Raw genomic sequence first — 17,138 nt, 5'->3', positions numbered from 1 at the left:
CATGGCGACGGCAATCGCTTGATCTGGATCAAGGCTTACAAGACAGAGCGCGTAATACGCGCCAAGGGAGCGGTGACGCGCCGCCGCCTGAGTTGCTGATGGGCAAGCCCACTCTGGTTGGTTTGGCTACAGCATCTGCTGAGCGGGCTGATCCAGGTCGTACAACGGTTCAAAATGGGGCAGGCAGTAACGGAGAAAGGCCATGAAGCAGATGAGTCTGACAACAATTGCTATTGGAGCTTCGACGTTTGCGTGTGCGGCGCTGCTCTCCTTCAACTGGTCTGAGCAACGCGGCGTCTCGCTATCAGTCGAGAGCGCCCAGGCGCGGGTGGGTCGCCCGCTGACCCCCGTGAGCGTTGCGGGTGTTGCGCGGCGGCAGACGCGGCGGGCTGTTTACGGCGCCGGTGTAGTCGGCGCAGGCGCCGCAGCGGTCGGCACGGCTGCCGCGATCGGCACGGCTGGCGCGGTCGCGGCCACCTCACCTAACTGGGAATGGGGAGGCAACCCCTACCAAACAGGCGCAGGTTATTACGGAGGTGGTCCTTACGTCGGTGGTCCTGTTCGGGGAGTCGCGGCCACCTCACCTAACTGGGGATGGGGAGGCAACCCCTACCAAACAGGCACAGGTTACTACGCAGGTGGTCCTTACGTCGGTGGTCCTGTTCGGGGCGCCAGGGCGGCCTCCTACGGCGGTTACCCATCCGCAGCGTGGGGCGGTCTGAGCAGCGGCGACCGCGACCTGTATTTCCGGAATCTACGCGATTCCGGGTACGATAAGAAGCAGGACTTCAACGCGAACGGGACCGTACGGACGCAATAGCGTTAGGTCTCGTCGACCAATTAGTGGCACCCTCACTACGCAGTGAGGGGTGCTACTACGCGGGCGGCCGGCCTACAGCGCGTGGGATGACTACCAGGCGCGCAACGCCATCGGGTGCAAGCCCGGTACCATGGTCAAGCTTGACGGCGGACAGATGTACGCCTGCCAGTGAGCATCTGCGAGCGAGAGGCGGCTCAACACCGCCTCTCGAATGGCGGCCAGATGGTGCTGCACCCGCTCGAAGCGACATGCCTTATCAAAGCTGAAGTCAACCGTGCCACTTCGGCCGACAATGCCTGACGATCTTGGCCTGACGATCTTGAAGTTGCGAAGCTCAATTTGAAACTCAGGGCCTCGACACAGACAGTCTTATGCACGCTCCATGATTGGTAATGTCGCAAACGGCGCAGGACGAGACGCCGCGTCAAGCGCCGCGCAGGACAGCGCGGAGAGGTAGATCGACATTTCCACCGCGATCAATGGTTCGTTCGCTGCGTGAACCGATTTTCACGCGAGCAAGTTCGAGATCGGAGTGCCCCTGACCAAGCGGTCTTTTTACTTCGGGTTTGAGATAGATCAATGCGGGCACCTGAACGAAGCGCGGGATTAAAGCTCACCAAGCCCGGGAGCTTGACATGAGTGAAATCATGAACTGGGAAGGAATCTCTCGTCGAAGGAGTCTTTCTCTAGTTGGACTGGCTGCCGCATTCGGCCTGGCAGCGCCCTCCATGCTACTAACGGCATCAGATGCTGAGGCCCAGACCGCTGGCATGGACCGGCGTCAGGATCGGCGTACGGGACGCACGGAACGGCGTCAGGATCGGCGTTATTGAGCGAAGTGTATCGGATCGAGCGGTGCTGGAAACTCCAGCTATCGACCAACACACTGTCGCATGGGTAAACACGACGATCTGCCGGTAGGGCCATATTTAGAGAAGCGGCGGGTTGCGCAACGATGCCATGAAAGCCGTCGTTACTCATTGGCGGCCTGACTTCGATCAATGCTTGCCAGATGCAACCCTGGAGTACTCGCCAGGGGGTAGATGGAGCAACCAATGCCCTTGGCGCGATATTTCTTCTTCGTTGGCGGAGTATTGCTCGCGCTGCTGCTTATTTTGGATGCATTTCTCCCGAAATTCCCGGCGGCGGAGAGGGCAAATGCCAATTTGCCCGTCGTCCGCATTCATTCCGATCGGAAATGGCCGGAGCGCGTTGTTTACGACACCAGCCTCCCGACGATCGTTCCTGCGCAGATCGCGAATATGGAGGCCCGCGTCCCCGGGCCGGCGAGGGCCGCCGACGTATCTGGCAAGGCGAGGGAGCGGGAGGCATTTGCGCAACTGCAACCATCCGATGCCAGCCAGCTGCAATCATCCGATTCAAAAAAACGAGAAGCGAAGCTGCAACGCGAGCGCAAAATTGCAAAGAGACGTGCGGGGCCGCCGCCGTTCCTGGTCGCGCGGCAACCGGAATTTGGTTGGTTTGGCAATAGGATTTGGTGAGAGCAACAGCATCCGGTGAGGAGGTAGCGGGCGCGCCTGCAAGGCGTTGGCCGGGGCGTGAACAACCAGGCCGGCATTTCTGCCGGCCTAACTTATTGGAGAAACGTAATAGGACGAAGTCAGTATGTCGCTACGCCCGGGCTGGTGCCCCAGCCCCCGATGGTGCCCCAGCCGAAGCGGTAATTGAAGCGCACGGTGACCATGTCCACGTCCTGCCTGACGCGATTGAGCGTATTGGCAACGATCGGATTCGCGACCGAGAACGAATTGTTGTTGTCGCCCATAAAAAGGTGGTCGTATTCAACACCGACAGACCAACCCGGTGAGAAGCCGTACTCGAATCCGATGCCCACAGTACCACCCCAGCGGGTCGCGTTTGCCGAGGCGATTTCAAAGCCGCTAAGCGTGTCAAATATGCTAAAGCGATTGTCCGTCACCGCCGCGCCGCCCTTCACGTACACCAGCGCCTGGTTCCAGGCCCAGCCAAGCTGGCCGGTGAAAAGGCCGATGGCATCAGTTTTGGTGCGGGTCGAGAACGCTGGATTGATAACGCTGATGCGCGAGCTGCTGAGATCCGCCCAATCGCCCTGAGCTTCCACGCCGACAACAAACTGATTGGCTTGCCAACGGTAGCCGATCTGCCCGCCGGCGACGCCTCCGGACCGTTCGCGGCAGCCCTCCTCGATGATTAGCCCACCCACCCCAAGGAAATCCAGGCAATTGCGGCTCTGGGCCCAGCCGCCGTTGCCGCCGATGTAAAAGCCGGTCCAGCTGTAAATCGGAGGCGGCGGGGGCGGTGGTGCCTTGACAGGCATATCAGCAGCCGACGCGGGAGCTGCCATCCCCAATGCTAGTAAACCAACCGTAGCCAGCAAAAACTTCTTCATTGGATATTCTCCATGCCCGCCGTCTCTCGACGACCGCTGATAAGTTTGTTGCAAACGTTGCGCTTGATCTCCAGATTCCAGCCTAAGCGCGTGAGACCGAAGCCTTAGCGCATGAGACCGAAGCGTAAGGGCATGCGGCCAAAGCCCCCGTGCCATAATGGCAACACCCGAGAAATAATCGGCGAGCTCCGGCGGTACTATTTGCCGCATTCTCTTGCCAGCTCCCGCGCGCGAGCCGTGCGTTGCTTGTCGTTCATACCCGTCAGCCATGGGCATGCCGCGTGAGTATATCGATGATCCCGGTAATCCTTACTCTGCCTTCCCCGATGGTTCGCGACCGCCGTCCGGACCCGCAGATTCCCGTTCCTGTTCGTGTCCAAGCCAGGACGGAATGTTGCCCGAAGGAATCGCTCTTCTCGGAACGTGAGGGTTGATCGTACCGGCGGTGACGATTAGCCCGTCGTCGAGCTTCATTCGGGCGAAATTCTTGGCTTCCGTTTCGGTCTCAAACGTTCGGGTTGATCGAGGGCTTCGCCTACGGACCAACGTGCCTCTCCTCGGTACTTCAAAGGTAACATACCAAGTATGCTTCATCTTTGATCCCCACGGGTCACACCACCATGCGTTTCCAGCGGTCGCATCTCGGTTCACTCACGCGCTGGTCAGATATTCATTTGCGGAACCTCGGCTGGAATGAACAAGTCCGCCTCCGTCACCGCCATAACCTCGGCGACGGTGACGCCCGGGGCGGTCTCCTGCAGCGTTATCCTTCCGCCGGAAAAACCGATCACGGCCATATCGGTGACGACCAGATCGACCGGCCGCGAAGACGTCAGCGGCAGGGCGCATTTCTGGACGATCTTCGATTTCCCTTTCGCGGCGTGCTGCATGGCGACGATGACGCGCTTTGCGCCGCTCACCAGGTCCATCGCGCCACCCATCCCCGGCACCATCTTGCCGGGGATCATCCAGTTCGCCAGGTGCCCTTCGGCGTCGACCTGAAGGCCGCCGAGAACAGTCACGTCCACATGTCCGCCGCGGATCAATCCGAACGACATCGCGCTGTCGAAGGTGCATGCGCCGGGTAGCGCAGTGATCGGCCGGCCGGCCGCGTCCGTGAGCAACGGATGGGCCATGCCTTGTTCCGGAATTGGTCCGGTACCGATCAATCCGTTTTCCGACTGGAAGAATACCTTGAGGTCGGGCGGAATGTAGTTCGCGACCAGGGTCGGAATCCCGATGCCGAGATTGACAAGGTTGCCCGAGCGAAGTTCGAGCGCCACGCGTCGCGCAATGAGCGATTGAGCATCCATGGTTCACCCGTTGGCGATGAGATAATCGACGAGCGGCGCAGGCGTTACGACGTGATCGGGCGCGATGACGCCGACTGGAACAATGTGCTCCGCGGTGACGATGACGGTGTCGGCCGCCATCGCCATAACCGGATTGAAGTTGCGCGCCGTCAGCGCGTAGGTAAGATTGCCGAGATAATCCGCCAGGAATGCATGGATCAGCGCGAAATCCGAGCGAAGCGCGGTCTCGAGCAGGAAGCTCTTTCCGTCGACATCAATCTTTCGCTTGCCTTCCTCGACGATGGTCCCGACGCCGGTCGGCGTCAGCACACCTCCCAGGCCGCAGCCGCCAGCCCGAATGCGCTCGACGAAAGTGCCCTGAGGCACCAGGTTGACCGCGACTTTGTTAGCCATCATCTGCTTCTGTACGTTCGGATTGAGTCCGATGTGGCTCGTCGTCAGCGTCGAGACGAGCGCGGCATCGAATAATTTTCCGACACCTTTGCCGGGGACAGCGGCGTCGTTGCTGATGATGGAGAGTTCGGATTTCCGCTGCCTGACCAGTTCGTCCAGCAGGCGTTCCGGGGTCCCAACTCCCATGAATCCGCCGACCATAACGGTCGCGCCGTTGGGGATCATCGCGATCGCTTCTTCCGCGGAGATGGGTTTCATTGGAGGCTCCGATAATCGTCGGACTCTCACCATTGAAGCTGAAGCTCGGAAGATGGACCATTGATCTGTATCAAGCTTCTCCCTTGGCGGTCGGCGTCGCTGTTTATCGACCTTTGCTGCGTTCCGCACCGATGCTAGCGACCGCCGCGGTGACGGCCTCTGGAAGCGGAAGCAGATCGGCGCTCTTCAGAAAAGGATTTGGGCCTGCATCAGCCGGCCGCTTTCGAACGCGATCTTCCGCAGCGCGAGCGTAACTGCCGATCACAGTACCGGGCATTGGACATTCAATGAATCTCCAATCTCCGGCTCTCTACGCCGGCGGCCTGACGGCCCGGGAATGAAGGGGCGATCGGAGCCTCGGCCTAAAGGTCTAGTTCGGCCAACCGTACCCGGTCCAGCAGCACGATTTGCCGCTGGGTCTGGCCGAGGAAGCCGAGGATGCCCTTGCCGTGAAGATATGATAGCGCCCGGGATACGGTTTCGAGAGTAAGGCCGAGATAGTCGGCGATATCGCGACGGCACATCGGAAGGGCGATTACGCCGGCGGCGGTCAGGCGGCGGTCCATCTCCAGCAGGAAGGCGGCAACGCGCTCAAGAGATGTCTTGCGTCCCAGGAGCAGCATGTGGTCCTCGGCGTGCTGAAGGTTGCTGGTCGTCATATTCAGGAGGTCGAGCGCGACGAATACGTCGCTTTCCGCCACATGCTCCAGGCTGCAGCGCTTCATCAGTCGCACGGTCGTGTCGACGATCGCTTCTGCGGTAAACCGATGGACCAATCCATTTTCCAGGCCAAAGATGTCGCCGACCAAGTGGAAGGCGCCGATCTGGCGGCGTCCGTCGGAGAGGAGCTTGTAGCTCCGAGCCGCGCCGTCAACGACCTGATAGATATAGTCGGCCGGCTCTGCCTCTCCGTAGATTTCCGTGCCCTTGTTGTATCTGAATTCGCTCGGGACTATCCGTGCTCGGGAAAGCTCGCCCAGCTCTCCGAGAGCTTTCGGCCTGCTGCCGGGATGGCCGTTGACGTTGACAAACATCGATCCCCTCCGCGTTTAGACAATTTTTTCGCATCATCAGGGCCTGGGATGTAAGGAGGCCGCAAAATCCCCCGTCATCCCCGGTGGCCACACTCCGGCAGGATTGCCTTAAATCAGGATGTGCACGGGGCGCTATTGCCTTTAGGGGCATTGTCCTAAGGGACAATGACCGGAAGGCCGTTGCCCAAGCGGACAGGTTTGGCGGTGCAGCATCCTTGGGCCGAACGCCTCGGCGAGCGACTCCGCGTGCTTATTCTCACGGGCAAGATCAGGTGCTAACGTTGATTGAGCTCCAACGTCGGTCCTGCCGAATGATCATGCACCTCAGTGCATTGTTCTTTAGCGTCGCTGCGCTACTCACGCCGATTCAAGTGACGGCGCAGGAAGCGCGCCCGAGATCGATATTGGTGCTCGATCAATCCGATATGCGCGGGCCATTCTACCATCAGGTGTTTTCAGGATTGCGTTCGGCAGTGACCGCCGACCGCCAATCGCACATAACGCTTTACACCGAAAGCCTCGATCTAAGCCGCTTCCACGGAAGGAACCATGAGGCAAACCTGCAGCGGTACTTCGGGGATAAGTATCACGGTATTCCGATAGGCACTGTCGTATCGGTCGGATCCGCGACCCTCGAGCTGGTACTGCGTTGGCGCTCTGAATTGTGGCCGGGAGTCCCGGTCGTCTTCGCGATGGTGGACGAGATCGATCTGGCACGGTTGCGCCTGCCCGACAACGTGACCGGCAACATCGTCAAAGTGCCGCTGGCGGACTCTATCAAAGCGGCACGTGCGATGGTGCCCGGACTTCAAACCGTTGTATTCGTCGGCGATGCCTGGGATGGCTTGTCTATCTACAAGAACTGGAAGGAGGAAATTCCCGTCGCGGCTGCCGGATTGGACGTGATCGACTTCGTCGGCCAAACGATGGCTGAAGTGCGGAAGGGGGTTGCGGCCCTGCCTGATAAGAGCGCGATCATCTATTCGGCGATGTTTTCCGACGGGCAGGGCACCTACTTTCCGCCGGCTACGGCTGTCTCGCTCATTGCAGAAAAGGCAAACCGGCCGATTGTGGTCGCGGCCGAGACGTTTCTTGCGCCGGGCGGCGCGGGAGGGTTCGTACTCCTTCCCCATCGAATGGGTGAAGACGTCGGCAGGCTGGCGCTTCGAGTTCTGAATGGCGAGCCGGCGTCCAGCATGCCGCCGGCGGTTGCGGATGCCGTGAAGCCGATCTTCAATTGGCTGCAGATGCAGCGGTGGGGTGTCAGCGAGTCCAACCTGCCTCCCGGCAGTGAAATTTATTTTCGCGAGTCGAGTCTTTGGGAGAGGTATCGATGGCAAACTATCGCCATCGCGGCGGCGCTGCTGATGCAGGCCGCGTTGATCTCCGTTCTGCTGCATGAGCGGCACAAGCGGAACGATGCCGAACTTGAATCTCGGCATCGCATGACGGAGCTGGCCCATGTGAATCGCCACGCGACAGCCGGAGAACTGTCTTCTTCGATCGCGCATGAGCTCAATCAGCCTCTGGGTACAATTTTAACCAATACCGAGACGGCGCAACTGATATTGAATTCTCCGTCTCCAGACTTGAGTGAGATCAAAGAAATACTTGCCGATATAAGACGAGATGACCTGCGCGCCAGCGAAGTCATTCATCGGATGCGCAGCTTTCTGACGAGAGCGCCGTATGAATCCAAGGACATCGACATCAACGATACTCTGCGCGAAGTATTCGATTTCCTGTCGGTACAGGCCTCGGCTCGAAACGTTGCTATGTATTTGAAGCCATCTGCTTCATCTTTATGGGTGAAGGGCGATCCGGTTCAGCTGCAGCAAGTCATCATGAACTTGATCTTGAACAGCATGGATGCGATGGTCCCGATGCCGTACGGGCGGACAGTGATTGGTCGAACCGAAAAGAATGGAGAATCGTCCGCAGTCGTTTCGATCTCGGATTCCGGTCCCGGAATTCCGCCGGAAAAGCTGAACGAGGTTTTCGATCCGTTTTTTACGACCAAGCAGCAAGGTATGGGAATAGGCCTGTCGATCGCACGTACCATCGTTCAGGCGCACAAGGGACGTATCTGGGCAGAGAACCAGACTGGTGGAGGCGCGGTGTTTCGTCTGTCTCTGCCACTCGCCTTATCGTAGGAGAGACTCTTGCCGGGGCGTGTGCATGTCGTTGACGACGATGCTTCGTTCCGAACGGCGATCGAACGTCGTTTGAAGAAAGCCGGCTATGAGGTCGCGACCTATGCGTCGGCCCAGCAATTGCTTGATCGCTTGCCGGATGAAAACGGTCCAGGCTGTATCCTTCTCGATGTACGGATACCGGGATTGAGCGGTCCCGAGCTGCAGGGTCGCCTCAGCGAGCTCGGCTTGACCCTGCCGATCGTGTTTCTCACCGGCTATCCCGATGTTCCGATCACGGTGCAAGCCATCAAGGCGGGCGCGGAGGATGTTCTGACCAAGCCCGTATCATCGGACGAGCTTCTTCACGCAATTGAGCGGGCCATGGCGCATCAAGAAGCGGCACGTGGCCTGAAGGGCAAGCTTGACATCGTTCGCGCTCATATTGCGGCATTGACGCCGCGCGAGCGGGAAGTCTTCGAACTTGTCATTCGCGGCAAGACCAACAAAGAGGTCGCCAACGCGTTGGGCACGACCGAGCGCACAATCAAGGCGCATCGCCATAGGGTGATGGAGAAAATGCAAGTCCAATCCTTGGCGGAACTTGTTTCCCTTGCCGAGCGGGTCGGCGTTTTTGGTGATACGTCGGGTAACGGACCGACGGCATAGGCGATCTCTCGACAGCTTTTGCGTTCCTATTGTCCCATGGGACAATAGCGAATGCGCTGTGCGAGGCATACGGAGACGTGGGATGTGAAAGTTATGCGGCAGACTAGGGATATCGTTCTTGCCAAATCGAAACACCGTCTTTGTCGTAGATGATGATGCCGGGACGCTCAAGGGAGTGAAACGTCTGCTCCGTGAACACGGTTACGACAGTGTCCTGTTTCCGTCTGCGGAGGCTTTTCGAAACCACGACGATTTCGAACAAGCGATTTGCGTCATTCTCGACATCAACCTGAACGATGAGTCCGGGATCGAGCTGAGGCATCGTCTCAAGGCTGCTGGAAATTTCGTGCCGGTCATCTACATCACCGCGAACGACAGCGATGCCACCCGCATGGCTGCGCTGGAATCCGGATGCATCGCCTACCTCACCAAGCCGTTCTCGGCGAAGTCGCTGATCGAGCCGATCGAGAAAGCGTCGGCCGGGCTGGCATAGGTCGGTCGTCGTCTCGATCCTTGCATCACTCGTCGATGGCTTGTTCAAAGGTCTGCGTCGGAATCCCTTGCCGAACCGTAGCGAACTGATTGAGCGGCAGTGAGGTACTCACCGTCAGTACGCTGGAATCGACGACCTCAAGCAGGAGCTTTTGGCCGGTCTCCATTTCCCCGATCAGTTTCGGATCGGCGAGATCAGCGGCGATGCAGGTATTGGTGAGGCACCAGATGTAGGGGATCCGATAGGCGGCGCCCTGATCGATCGTGATTTTGACGCCGGCCTGCAGGTACAGGCCGACGGGAAGGAACAGTTGCAGCCGCGCGGTCTTGTCGCCCTCGCGTTCAATCAGGTCGATGCGGACGGCGGACTGGCCTGTTTCGAACGTGCCGGCGATAGTGGTCCGGCAGACCATGTTCGTTCGGGGGACCTTGAAACAATACTTGTGCCAGTCGGAGTACTTGATCTCTCTTGCCGCGCGTTGGCCGCGCAGCGCGAACTCCTGGCCGGGAGGCCTTTCGGTTGGCGCGGCCCCTTCCGGCTTTGCGGTCTGTTGTCCGTAAGCAGTTCCAAGGCCGAAGTTCGATAGCACCAGAATTGACAGAACTGCCAATGAACTTGCTCTGCGATGCACCCGGCGGGGCCACGGCTTTGTCATCGTCCGTCTCCATCACATTATCGGCGTGGACTCACCTGTGCTTCTCGAGAAACGGCCCGACCAACGGTGCCCACAACGGAATGCTGTCTGGCGACCCAATCAGGAAATGCCCGTCGTTGCCGAAGGGAGGAAGCAGGTGATATTCGGCGTTCCCGCCGGTGTCGGTATAGGCCTGATGCATTCTCTTCGATAAGTCCGGACCGAAGAACGTATCGTTCTCGATGTAGATCCACAGCATCGGGGTACGCGCGGTGCGTCCGAATTCACCCGTTGCCGCGACCAGTTTGTCGGGCGCGCAATTGTTGTTGGGCTTGCCGCCGACGCGTCCACCGCGGCCCGCCGCAAACGTAATGATTGCGCGTACCCCCGGCACATTCTGGCTCGACAACGCGAGGGCGGCCCAGCCGCCAGCGGATTGGCCGACCACAACGACATTGTCCGGCACGATCAATTTTTGATCAGTCATGTATTCGATGATCCATTTATCGATCAGGGCCACCGCAAGCCCGGCATCGCGGAAGTTTGGATTGTCGCAATTGCCGATCTTCGAAAAGAACAAGGAGTACAGGCCGCGCTCCGGGTCATCGAGGGCCGCGGCGCCGTATCCCGAACCCGTCGGCGCAACGACCATGAAGCCCTTGCGTGCGAACCACATTGCAGCGTCCCTGAATTCGACGATGGGAAAGAAGCCGCGCTCTCGTTGGTTGAGCGAAACACCATGGTTCATGACCACCAGCGGAAACGGACCATCGCCAACGGGCCGAACCACGTAAGCAATTGTCGGCAGCGTGACCGGGATCGCCCACACTTCCTCCTGGATGGCCCGATTTGTGGGCCGGTCGTCAGCGAAGGCCGCGACGGCCAACCCCGGAATAGTGACCGTGCAGAAGGCGAGAACACGCAGCAGATATAGAAGCATGGCGTGCGTCCAGTGTCTTGCCGCCGTCGCTGCGGCAGCCGGGAAGCTAAAGGCTTTCCTGGCGGCAGCCCGGAACGTTGATCTGGATCAACGGCGCGCGCAAGCTAACCGGCGAACACAGCGTCGGGCCGCTCGCGCGTGCCCGGCAAGACTCTCAAATGGGGAACATCATGAGAAAGCATGGAAAACGGGTTCTTCGAATCGCGGTGCTGGGGCTGCTCGTGACAGCGATTCTGCCTACCTTGTCGCGAGCAGAGACCGGCACGGTCCGCGTCGAGTTCACCAAGGGCGGCTTTATCATCGGCGTTGGTGGCGGCCGCGGAGTGCTGACCTTCCGGGGTCGCAACTATCCTTTCCGCGTTTCCGGCATGAGCTTTGGCGCGACGATCGGCGGTTCGACCAATCAGTTCGTCGGGAAAGCGTTCAACCTGCGGAAAGCCACCGATCTTGCCGGCAATTATGCCGCTATGGGTGCCGGCGGCGCGCTGGCCGGCGGTGCAGGAGGCGTGCAGCTGCAAAACAGTGCAAACGGCGTGGTGCTGCAGTTGAGCGGTATCAAGATGGGCGTGGAGCTATCGGCCGCGATGAGCGGGGTCCAAATTGCCATGGAGTGAATGCTGCGGAGTGAATGCTGCGAAGTGCGGCGGGCCGCGCTTAGGCGCGGCCTCTAGTATCGTTCGGCAACAAACGTCATTGCGCGCAGCGAGGCCTGGTCGTCGTAGCGTCCCTTGCTGGATCGTTTTGGCAGCCTGACCTCGTCGGGCGACAGGTGCTTGAACGGGATTGATTTCAAGAGATGCGCGATGCAGTTCAACCGCGCGCGTCGCTTGTCGTCGGAACGGACGATGTGCCATGGCGCGTGTTTCGAGCTCGTGCTCTTGAGCATCAGATCGCGCGCGCGCGAATAGTCATACCATCGCCGATAGGATTCGATATCCATCGGGCTCAGTTTCCATTGCCGGACCGGATCGTCGATCCTGGCCCTGAACCTTCGCTCCTGCTCGTCCATACCGACCTCAAGCCAGAGCTTGATCAAAATGATGCCACCGTCCACGACATATTTTTCGATTTGCGGGCAAAGCGACAGGAAACGGGTGTGTTCGTCGGCCGCACAGAAGCCCATCACATATTCGACGCCGGCGCGATTGTACCAGCTGCGGTCGAAGATGACGATTTCTCCGCCGGCGGGGAAATGCTGCATGTAGCGCTGCATGAACATCTGCGTCTTCTCGCGGTCCGAAGGAGCGGGTAGCGCGACGACCTTGAATACGCGCGGACTTACCTTCTCGGTGATCGCCTTGATCGTGCCGCCCTTGCCCGCGGCATCCCTGCCTTCAAACAGGACGATGACCCTGAGCTTCTCTTTCTTCACCCATTCCTGGAGATCGCACAGTTGAACCTGAAGCTTGCTCAGCTCCTTCTCATAAGCTTTTCGCTTCATTTTGGATGGTGCCTGTCCATTCCTGGCCATTGCGGTCGCTCCTTAGCCTGATAATGCCGGTGCATCGGAACCGCGATCAATCGCCCCAGGCTATGACAATGCCGATATCTCCCGGCACGCCTCCTGGAAAATCAATGATCTGATATCGGATGTGGTAGCCGCGCGGTTTCAGATAGTCGGCCCAGAGCTGAAAGATCTCCTGAGCTATTCCCGTGAGGGTCTTCTCCCACCCCGGCTCCTGCTGATTGATGGCCCGACCTCTGTCGGTGCACAGCGAATTGGGAAAGCGGTAGACCTGCACCTCGGTCAGGCCATTCCGCACCGCCCGCTGGATCACGGTCGAGGCAAGCCTGACCTTTTCATCTTCGGTCAAGCCCGAAGGTTTGCTTAGCCGTTCGATCAACGCGCGCTTTTCCGCCTCGGCAGCGGCCAGCCGGCGGGCATATTGATCGGCCTTTTCGGCTTCATGAAGAGCGGTTTGCTTCTGGATGTCCCTTGCCGTGGGCAATAGATCGTCGATTTTTTCGGGCATGGCTGGTCCCTCCTGAATGACTCGTCTCGCCTGGATTGCCAGCTAGTCTCGCTGCGAGATCGCCCTTTGATCCATATCAAGCCCTTCCGGTCCCGTTGTTCTTTCTGCTCGCACCCGCACGGGCTTTCCGCACTCGGCCGAAAGCGACAAGTGGAGAGTTGGCATGGGTCGGTTGTTCAAGTTCGCAATGGCTGCCGTGACGTTGGCCGGCTTGACCCTTTTCGAGGCGTATGCCGTCGATCTCTCGGGGGCATGGGCCACGAATGCGGATCAATGCGGCCAGGTGTTCGTCAGGAAAGGACCGGCGAAGCAGATCGGGTTTACCGCGCTTTCCGAGCAGCATGGAGGCGGCTTCATCGTCGAGGCCGATCGCCTCAGGGGCAAGTTTGCCAACTGCAAGATCAAGAGCAGGAAAGACGACGGCCAGACCGTGAACATCATCGCGGGCTGTGCGACCGACATCATGCTTTCGAACGTCCAATTCAGCCTGAAGGTGCTCGAGCCGGACAAGATATCGCGGATGTTTCCCGGCATGCAGGAAATGGAGATCAGCTACTACCGCTGTCCGATCTGACCAACGTTAGTCCCAGAGTAGCCAAGAGTTCCAGAGTAGCCAAGGCTGGGTGAGAAAGAGGGATTGATTCAGATCAAGGGTCCGCGACGCTGCTGCCGATCAGTATGAGAGGTATTGCGGGGTTTAAGCGGGCTCGCGGCCAAGACCCCCGCATCGTCCGGCGCTCGCGTTGTTTCGAGACGTGGAGGATCATGTGAGCGATCAGCTTCATCCGCTGGCTCCCCACCATCTGCCGGGCTTCATCACGGCGCCCGGTGAGACGGATGTTCTGATGGTTGGGATGGGCGTTTTCCTGATCGTCGCTGTCCTGGCCGTTGGCAACTTCTATCTGCAACTGCACACGCTGCCGGAGCGAATGGCTCACAAGTCGCAGAAACTGCAATTCGAGATCGTCGCCGTCCTCGGGCTTCTCGCACTCTTCACCCATATACACCTGTTCTGGATCGCGGGACTATTGCTTGCGCTCATCGATCTTCCCGACTTTAGCACGCCATTGCGCAGCATAGCGGGCTCGGTCGAGAAGATCGCGGATGGGTCGCCGGCTGTTGCCGGTGTCGAAGACCGTGATGACGCGGATGGCGCGCCCGCTGCCGTGGAAAAGGCGGAGCTGCGTGCGTCGAAACCCAAGGTGCGCGGCCATGCTTGAACTGTTGCTCTGCTCCATGCTCACGATTCTGCCGGATTATCTGTACCGCCGCTATGCGCAGGGCAAACGGCTGGGCAAGGAAATCACCTTCTTTTCGGTCTGGTTCGAACTGAGGTGGGGCATCGTCTCCTGCCTGATGCTCACGGTTTCGCTGATCACCCTGATTTTCTATTTCCATCCCTCTAGCAACACGGCGACCCTGTTCTTCAGGACGGTCCCGATTCTACCCGAAGCCTCCGGGCGAGTCGCGGAAGTACGTCTCGACTTCAGCGCGCCAGTCGCCAAGGACGAGGTCATTTTCAGGCTGGACAGCTCCAGGCAAGAGGCGGCGCTGGAGACGGCCCGGCGGAAGATCGCCGAAATTGATGCAGCGCTGATCGCTGCGGAAACGGACGTGCTCAAGGCAGAAGGCCAGATACAGGAAGCGAAAAGCGCGCATCAGCAGGCCTTGGATGAGCTGCAGGTGAAGAGCGAGCTGCAACGGCGCAACCCGGGGATCGTCGCTCAGCGGGACATCGAAAAGCTGCAGGTCCTTGTGGACGGGCGGCAAGGCGCCCTCGATGCCGCAAATGCTGCAAAACAATCCAGTGTATTGCGAATTTCCACACTTCTGCCGGCCGAGAAGGCGAGCGCGCAAGCGGCGCTGGAGCAGGCGCAAGTCGATTATGACAAGACTTTCGTCCGTGCCGGAGTTGCCGGGCGCGTCGAGCAGTTCCTTCTCCGCGTCGGTGACGTCGTCAATCCGATGATACGGTCCGCCGGAATCCTGATACCCGAGGGAGCAGGGCAGCGTGGGCTGCAGGCCGGCTTCGGACAGATCGAAGCTCAGGTCCTGAAGCCGGGCATGGTGGCTGAGGCCGCGTGCATCTCCAAGCCATGGACCATCATCCCGATGGTCGTGACCAACGTTCAGGACTATATCGCGGCCGGTCAGTTCCGCGGCGGAGAGCAACTCCTTGAGGCGCAGAGTGCGGTAAGGCCGGGCACGATCCTCGTGTTCCTCGAACCACTCTACAAGGGCGGTCTTGAGGGGGTAACGGCAGGAAGCAGTTGCTTGGTCAACGCCTATACCAGCAACCACGAGCTGATTGCTTCGGGCAAGTTCGGCGCGGCGCAGCGTTTTGGGCTACACGCCATCGATGCAGTCGGGCTCGTGCACGCCATGCTGCTGCGGATCCAGGCTCTGTTGCTGCCGATCAAGACGCTGGTGATGAGCGGCCATTAGCAGTGCTGCCAAAGCCGCGATGCGCGTGTCCAAAAACGGGCCCGCTGCTTCCATCAGAGGGGCTCTGCAGAAAGCTCTTCGCCGATGCATGTGCCTGCCAATCAGGTGCGCTGGCGGGCTTGATCCATGTCAATCCATGAGCCTTTGGGGGCCAGAGAATACCGCCAGTCAACGGAGGATTGCCATGAGATCAAGAACAGCGTTTCGAAGTCTGACCGGAATTTCGGTGGCCGCAGCCTGCATCGCCGCCCTCGCCACACCCGCCCCGGCCCAGGACGCCGCCAAAGTTCTCAAGGCGATGACCGACTATACCGCCGGTCAGAAGTCGATATCGGCAACGTTCGACAGCGACATCGAGGTGATCACGCCCGAGCTTCAAAAGCTTCAGTTTACCAGTTCCGGACAGATGAGGCTCAATAGGCCCGACAAGCTGCGGATCAAACGCACCGGCGGCTACACGGACGTGGAGATGGTCTTCGACGGCAAGACGCTTTCCCTCTACGGCAACAACGCCAAGACCTATGTGCAGACGGACCTGGCCGGATCAGTCGATCAACTCATCGACCGCCTTCAATCGACGTCCGGCGGCGCGATGCCGGGGACCGATCTGCTTCTGACCAACTCGTTCGACGAGCTGACGGCGAATGTGATCGATGCCAGGCATATCGGCCAAGGCGTTATCGACGGCGTCGAATGCGAGCACCTCGCGTTTCGCGGCATCGACACGGACTGGCAGATCTGGATCGAGAGCGGTGCGCGTCCGATCCCGCGAAAATACGTGATCACGAGCAAGACGCTGGCAGGCGCGCCGCAATACACACTGAAGATCAAGGACTGGAAATCCGATGTTCCGGCAGACGCAGATGCGTTTGTGTTCAAGCCGCCGGCTGACGCGACAAAGGCGGATCTGAACGCATTGGCCCTGATGGAATTCGACGAAGTTCCCCCCGGCACAACCGCAGGAGCCAAGAAATGAAACATCTATCGCGAACATCGATCGCTTTGTCGCTGGCTGCCATGATGGCATTCGCGGCCGGTCTGATCTGGAGCGGCAGGGCTACCTTGAACGAGGGGATCGTATCATCCGCCGAAGCGCGTATCGGGCGCCCGCTGACGCCGATGAGCTATGCGGGCGTCGCCCGCAGAACGACGCGCCGCGCCGTCGTCTACGGCGGGGCCGCTACCGCGGCGGCGGCCGGCGCTTACGCGGTGACGCCGGGCTGCAGGCAGGTTGTGGATGCCTACGGCCAGATCTACACGAGGTGCTGACGAAGCCGCAGGCCTCCGAGAGGTCCGCCTCATGTCGAAGCGAACCCTGGTTGTCATGCAGCGCCGGAGGTCATTCACGGCGATCAGGATGCATGCTTCGTGGCTGATGTGACCGGGTCGTACGGTCCGTTTGCCGACCGGCGCTTCGAACGCCGTGCGTGCTCACGATCACGTAGACCGTTCAGAATTGTTCGTGGTCGAACGTCTTGACGGCATCGAGGGATTGGACGCCGCCAGGGCAGCATCAGGGCAGCAATTGAATACACGTGCTATGTCGCGCCCCAGGTGCAGGCGGCCATCCGCTATCTTCCAGCGGGCGGCAATGGAAAGTGAATCTTTACAGCAACGTGTTTAGGGCGGAGCTCGAGGTCAGCCT

The 17,138-nt window shown here is 59.6% G+C and carries 18 protein-coding genes and 1 pseudogene; 11 read left to right on the top strand and 8 right to left on the bottom strand.

Annotated elements, in window-relative coordinates:
* Positions 1-202: 202 nt before the first annotated feature.
* Together N554_RS39400 and N554_RS0134730 are read left to right on the top strand one after the other, a co-directional pair.
* A pseudogene (locus N554_RS39400) lies at positions 203-392 on the top strand (hypothetical protein); the annotation flags it as partial.
* A gap of 1,522 nt (positions 393-1,914) precedes the next feature.
* Complete coding sequence (locus N554_RS0134730; protein ID WP_156042276.1) at positions 1,915-2,322, top strand: hypothetical protein; 408 nt, start codon at positions 1,915-1,917, stop codon at positions 2,320-2,322.
* Between the two features lie 119 nt (positions 2,323-2,441).
* Here the strand turns inward: N554_RS0134730 and N554_RS0134725 are convergent, their stop codons facing one another.
* The 4 genes from N554_RS0134725 to N554_RS0134705 all read right to left on the bottom strand — a co-directional run bounded on the left by N554_RS0134725 (position 2,442) and on the right by N554_RS0134705 (position 6,207).
* Positions 2,442-3,209: an outer membrane protein gene (locus N554_RS0134725; RefSeq protein ID WP_029587654.1), complete on the bottom strand. Its 768-nt coding sequence runs from the start codon at positions 3,207-3,209 to the stop codon at positions 2,442-2,444.
* A gap of 662 nt (positions 3,210-3,871) precedes the next feature.
* Positions 3,872-4,522: a 3-oxoacid CoA-transferase subunit B gene (locus N554_RS0134720; RefSeq protein WP_029587653.1), complete on the bottom strand. Its 651-nt coding sequence runs from the start codon at positions 4,520-4,522 to the stop codon at positions 3,872-3,874.
* A 3-nt stretch (positions 4,523-4,525) separates the two neighbouring features.
* Complete coding sequence (locus N554_RS0134715; protein WP_029587652.1) at positions 4,526-5,173, bottom strand: CoA transferase subunit A; 648 nt, start codon at positions 5,171-5,173, stop codon at positions 4,526-4,528.
* A 362-nt stretch (positions 5,174-5,535) separates the two neighbouring features.
* Complete coding sequence (locus N554_RS0134705) at positions 5,536-6,207, bottom strand: helix-turn-helix domain-containing protein (protein ID WP_029587651.1); 672 nt, start codon at positions 6,205-6,207, stop codon at positions 5,536-5,538.
* 311 nt (positions 6,208-6,518) lie between these two features.
* On the opposite strand from N554_RS0134705, the gene N554_RS41440 reads away from it, so the two are divergent.
* The 3 genes from N554_RS41440 to N554_RS0134690 all read left to right on the top strand — a co-directional run bounded on the left by N554_RS41440 (position 6,519) and on the right by N554_RS0134690 (position 9,501).
* Positions 6,519-8,360 (top strand): sensor histidine kinase, encoded by a 1,842-nt coding sequence (locus tag N554_RS41440; RefSeq protein WP_029587650.1) that lies wholly within the window; start codon positions 6,519-6,521, stop codon positions 8,358-8,360.
* A 9-nt stretch (positions 8,361-8,369) separates the two neighbouring features.
* Positions 8,370-9,008, top strand: coding sequence for a response regulator transcription factor (locus N554_RS41435; protein ID WP_029587649.1), 639 nt, complete (start codon positions 8,370-8,372; stop codon positions 9,006-9,008).
* Positions 9,009-9,126: 118 nt separating this feature from the next.
* On the top strand, positions 9,127-9,501 hold the full coding sequence (locus N554_RS0134690; protein WP_029587648.1) for a response regulator transcription factor: 375 nt from the start codon (positions 9,127-9,129) through the stop codon (positions 9,499-9,501).
* 25 nt (positions 9,502-9,526) lie between these two features.
* Here the strand turns inward: N554_RS0134690 and N554_RS0134685 are convergent, their stop codons facing one another.
* Positions 9,527-10,111 carry an invasion associated locus B family protein gene (locus tag N554_RS0134685; protein ID WP_029587647.1) on the bottom strand — a complete coding sequence of 195 codons (585 nt, stop codon included), beginning with the start codon at positions 10,109-10,111 and terminating at the stop codon, positions 9,527-9,529.
* Between the two features lie 76 nt (positions 10,112-10,187).
* Positions 10,188-11,075: an alpha/beta hydrolase family protein gene (locus N554_RS0134680; RefSeq protein WP_029587646.1), complete on the bottom strand. Its 888-nt coding sequence runs from the start codon at positions 11,073-11,075 to the stop codon at positions 10,188-10,190.
* 170 nt (positions 11,076-11,245) lie between these two features.
* On the opposite strand from N554_RS0134680, the gene N554_RS0134675 reads away from it, so the two are divergent.
* Positions 11,246-11,689 carry a hypothetical protein gene (locus tag N554_RS0134675; protein WP_029587645.1) on the top strand — a complete coding sequence of 148 codons (444 nt, stop codon included), beginning with the start codon at positions 11,246-11,248 and terminating at the stop codon, positions 11,687-11,689.
* A gap of 53 nt (positions 11,690-11,742) precedes the next feature.
* Here the strand turns inward: N554_RS0134675 and ppk2 are convergent, their stop codons facing one another.
* On the bottom strand, positions 11,743-12,516 hold the full coding sequence (gene ppk2, locus N554_RS0134670) for a polyphosphate kinase 2 (RefSeq protein WP_371259554.1): 774 nt from the start codon (positions 12,514-12,516) through the stop codon (positions 11,743-11,745).
* A 76-nt stretch (positions 12,517-12,592) separates the two neighbouring features.
* Positions 12,593-13,048 carry a hypothetical protein gene (locus N554_RS0134665; protein ID WP_029587643.1) on the bottom strand — a complete coding sequence of 152 codons (456 nt, stop codon included), beginning with the start codon at positions 13,046-13,048 and terminating at the stop codon, positions 12,593-12,595.
* 163 nt (positions 13,049-13,211) lie between these two features.
* Between N554_RS0134665 and N554_RS0134660 the strand changes: the two genes are divergently transcribed.
* The 5 genes from N554_RS0134660 (at position 13,212) to N554_RS0134640 (ending at position 16,762) form a co-directional block, all read left to right on the top strand.
* Positions 13,212-13,622 carry a hypothetical protein gene (locus N554_RS0134660; protein WP_245283816.1) on the top strand — a complete coding sequence of 137 codons (411 nt, stop codon included), beginning with the start codon at positions 13,212-13,214 and terminating at the stop codon, positions 13,620-13,622.
* 193 nt (positions 13,623-13,815) lie between these two features.
* Positions 13,816-14,268 carry a hypothetical protein gene (locus N554_RS0134655; RefSeq protein ID WP_029587641.1) on the top strand — a complete coding sequence of 151 codons (453 nt, stop codon included), beginning with the start codon at positions 13,816-13,818 and terminating at the stop codon, positions 14,266-14,268.
* A complete protein-coding gene (locus N554_RS0134650) occupies positions 14,261-15,493 on the top strand; it encodes an HlyD family secretion protein (RefSeq protein ID WP_029587640.1) in 1,233 nt (410 codons plus the stop codon). The genes N554_RS0134655 and N554_RS0134650 overlap by 8 nt, the downstream gene beginning before the upstream one ends.
* 184 nt (positions 15,494-15,677) lie before the next feature.
* On the top strand, positions 15,678-16,469 hold the full coding sequence (locus N554_RS0134645) for a DUF2092 domain-containing protein (RefSeq protein WP_029587639.1): 792 nt from the start codon (positions 15,678-15,680) through the stop codon (positions 16,467-16,469).
* A complete protein-coding gene (locus N554_RS0134640) occupies positions 16,466-16,762 on the top strand; it encodes a hypothetical protein (RefSeq protein ID WP_029587638.1) in 297 nt (98 codons plus the stop codon). The genes N554_RS0134645 and N554_RS0134640 overlap by 4 nt, the downstream gene beginning before the upstream one ends.
* Positions 16,763-17,138 lie beyond the last annotated feature (376 nt).

Origin of the sequence: Bradyrhizobium sp. URHD0069 (assembly GCF_000701345.1) — a bacterium.
GTDB lineage: Bacteria > Pseudomonadota > Alphaproteobacteria > Rhizobiales > Xanthobacteraceae > Bradyrhizobium.
The sequence above is the reverse complement of the archived record's forward strand: the minus strand, read 5'-3'. Positions and strand labels throughout refer to the sequence as shown.

Bases quoted from the DNA above. Each gene is read 5' to 3' on its own strand.
- N554_RS0134725 (WP_029587654.1), bottom strand. From the start codon at position 3,209: ATGAAGAAGTTTTTGCTGGCTACGGTTGGTTTACTAGCATTGGGGATG.
- N554_RS0134720 (WP_029587653.1), bottom strand. From the start codon at position 4,522: ATGGATGCTCAATCGCTCATTGCGCGACGCGTGGCGCTCGAACTTCGC.
- N554_RS0134715 (WP_029587652.1), bottom strand. From the start codon at position 5,173: ATGAAACCCATCTCCGCGGAAGAAGCGATCGCGATGATCCCCAACGGC.
- N554_RS0134705 (WP_029587651.1), bottom strand. From the start codon at position 6,207: ATGTTTGTCAACGTCAACGGCCATCCCGGCAGCAGGCCGAAAGCTCTC.
- N554_RS41440 (WP_029587650.1), top strand. From the start codon at position 6,519: ATGATCATGCACCTCAGTGCATTGTTCTTTAGCGTCGCTGCGCTACTC.
- N554_RS0134680 (WP_029587646.1), bottom strand. From the start codon at position 11,075: ATGCTTCTATATCTGCTGCGTGTTCTCGCCTTCTGCACGGTCACTATT.
- N554_RS0134675 (WP_029587645.1), top strand. From the start codon at position 11,246: ATGAGAAAGCATGGAAAACGGGTTCTTCGAATCGCGGTGCTGGGGCTG.
- ppk2 (WP_371259554.1), bottom strand. From the start codon at position 12,516: ATGAAGCGAAAAGCTTATGAGAAGGAGCTGAGCAAGCTTCAGGTTCAA.
- N554_RS0134665 (WP_029587643.1), bottom strand. From the start codon at position 13,048: ATGCCCGAAAAAATCGACGATCTATTGCCCACGGCAAGGGACATCCAG.
- N554_RS0134660 (WP_245283816.1), top strand. From the start codon at position 13,212: ATGGGTCGGTTGTTCAAGTTCGCAATGGCTGCCGTGACGTTGGCCGGC.
- N554_RS0134650 (WP_029587640.1), top strand. From the start codon at position 14,261: ATGCTTGAACTGTTGCTCTGCTCCATGCTCACGATTCTGCCGGATTAT.
- N554_RS0134645 (WP_029587639.1), top strand. From the start codon at position 15,678: ATGAGATCAAGAACAGCGTTTCGAAGTCTGACCGGAATTTCGGTGGCC.
- N554_RS0134640 (WP_029587638.1), top strand. From the start codon at position 16,466: ATGAAACATCTATCGCGAACATCGATCGCTTTGTCGCTGGCTGCCATG.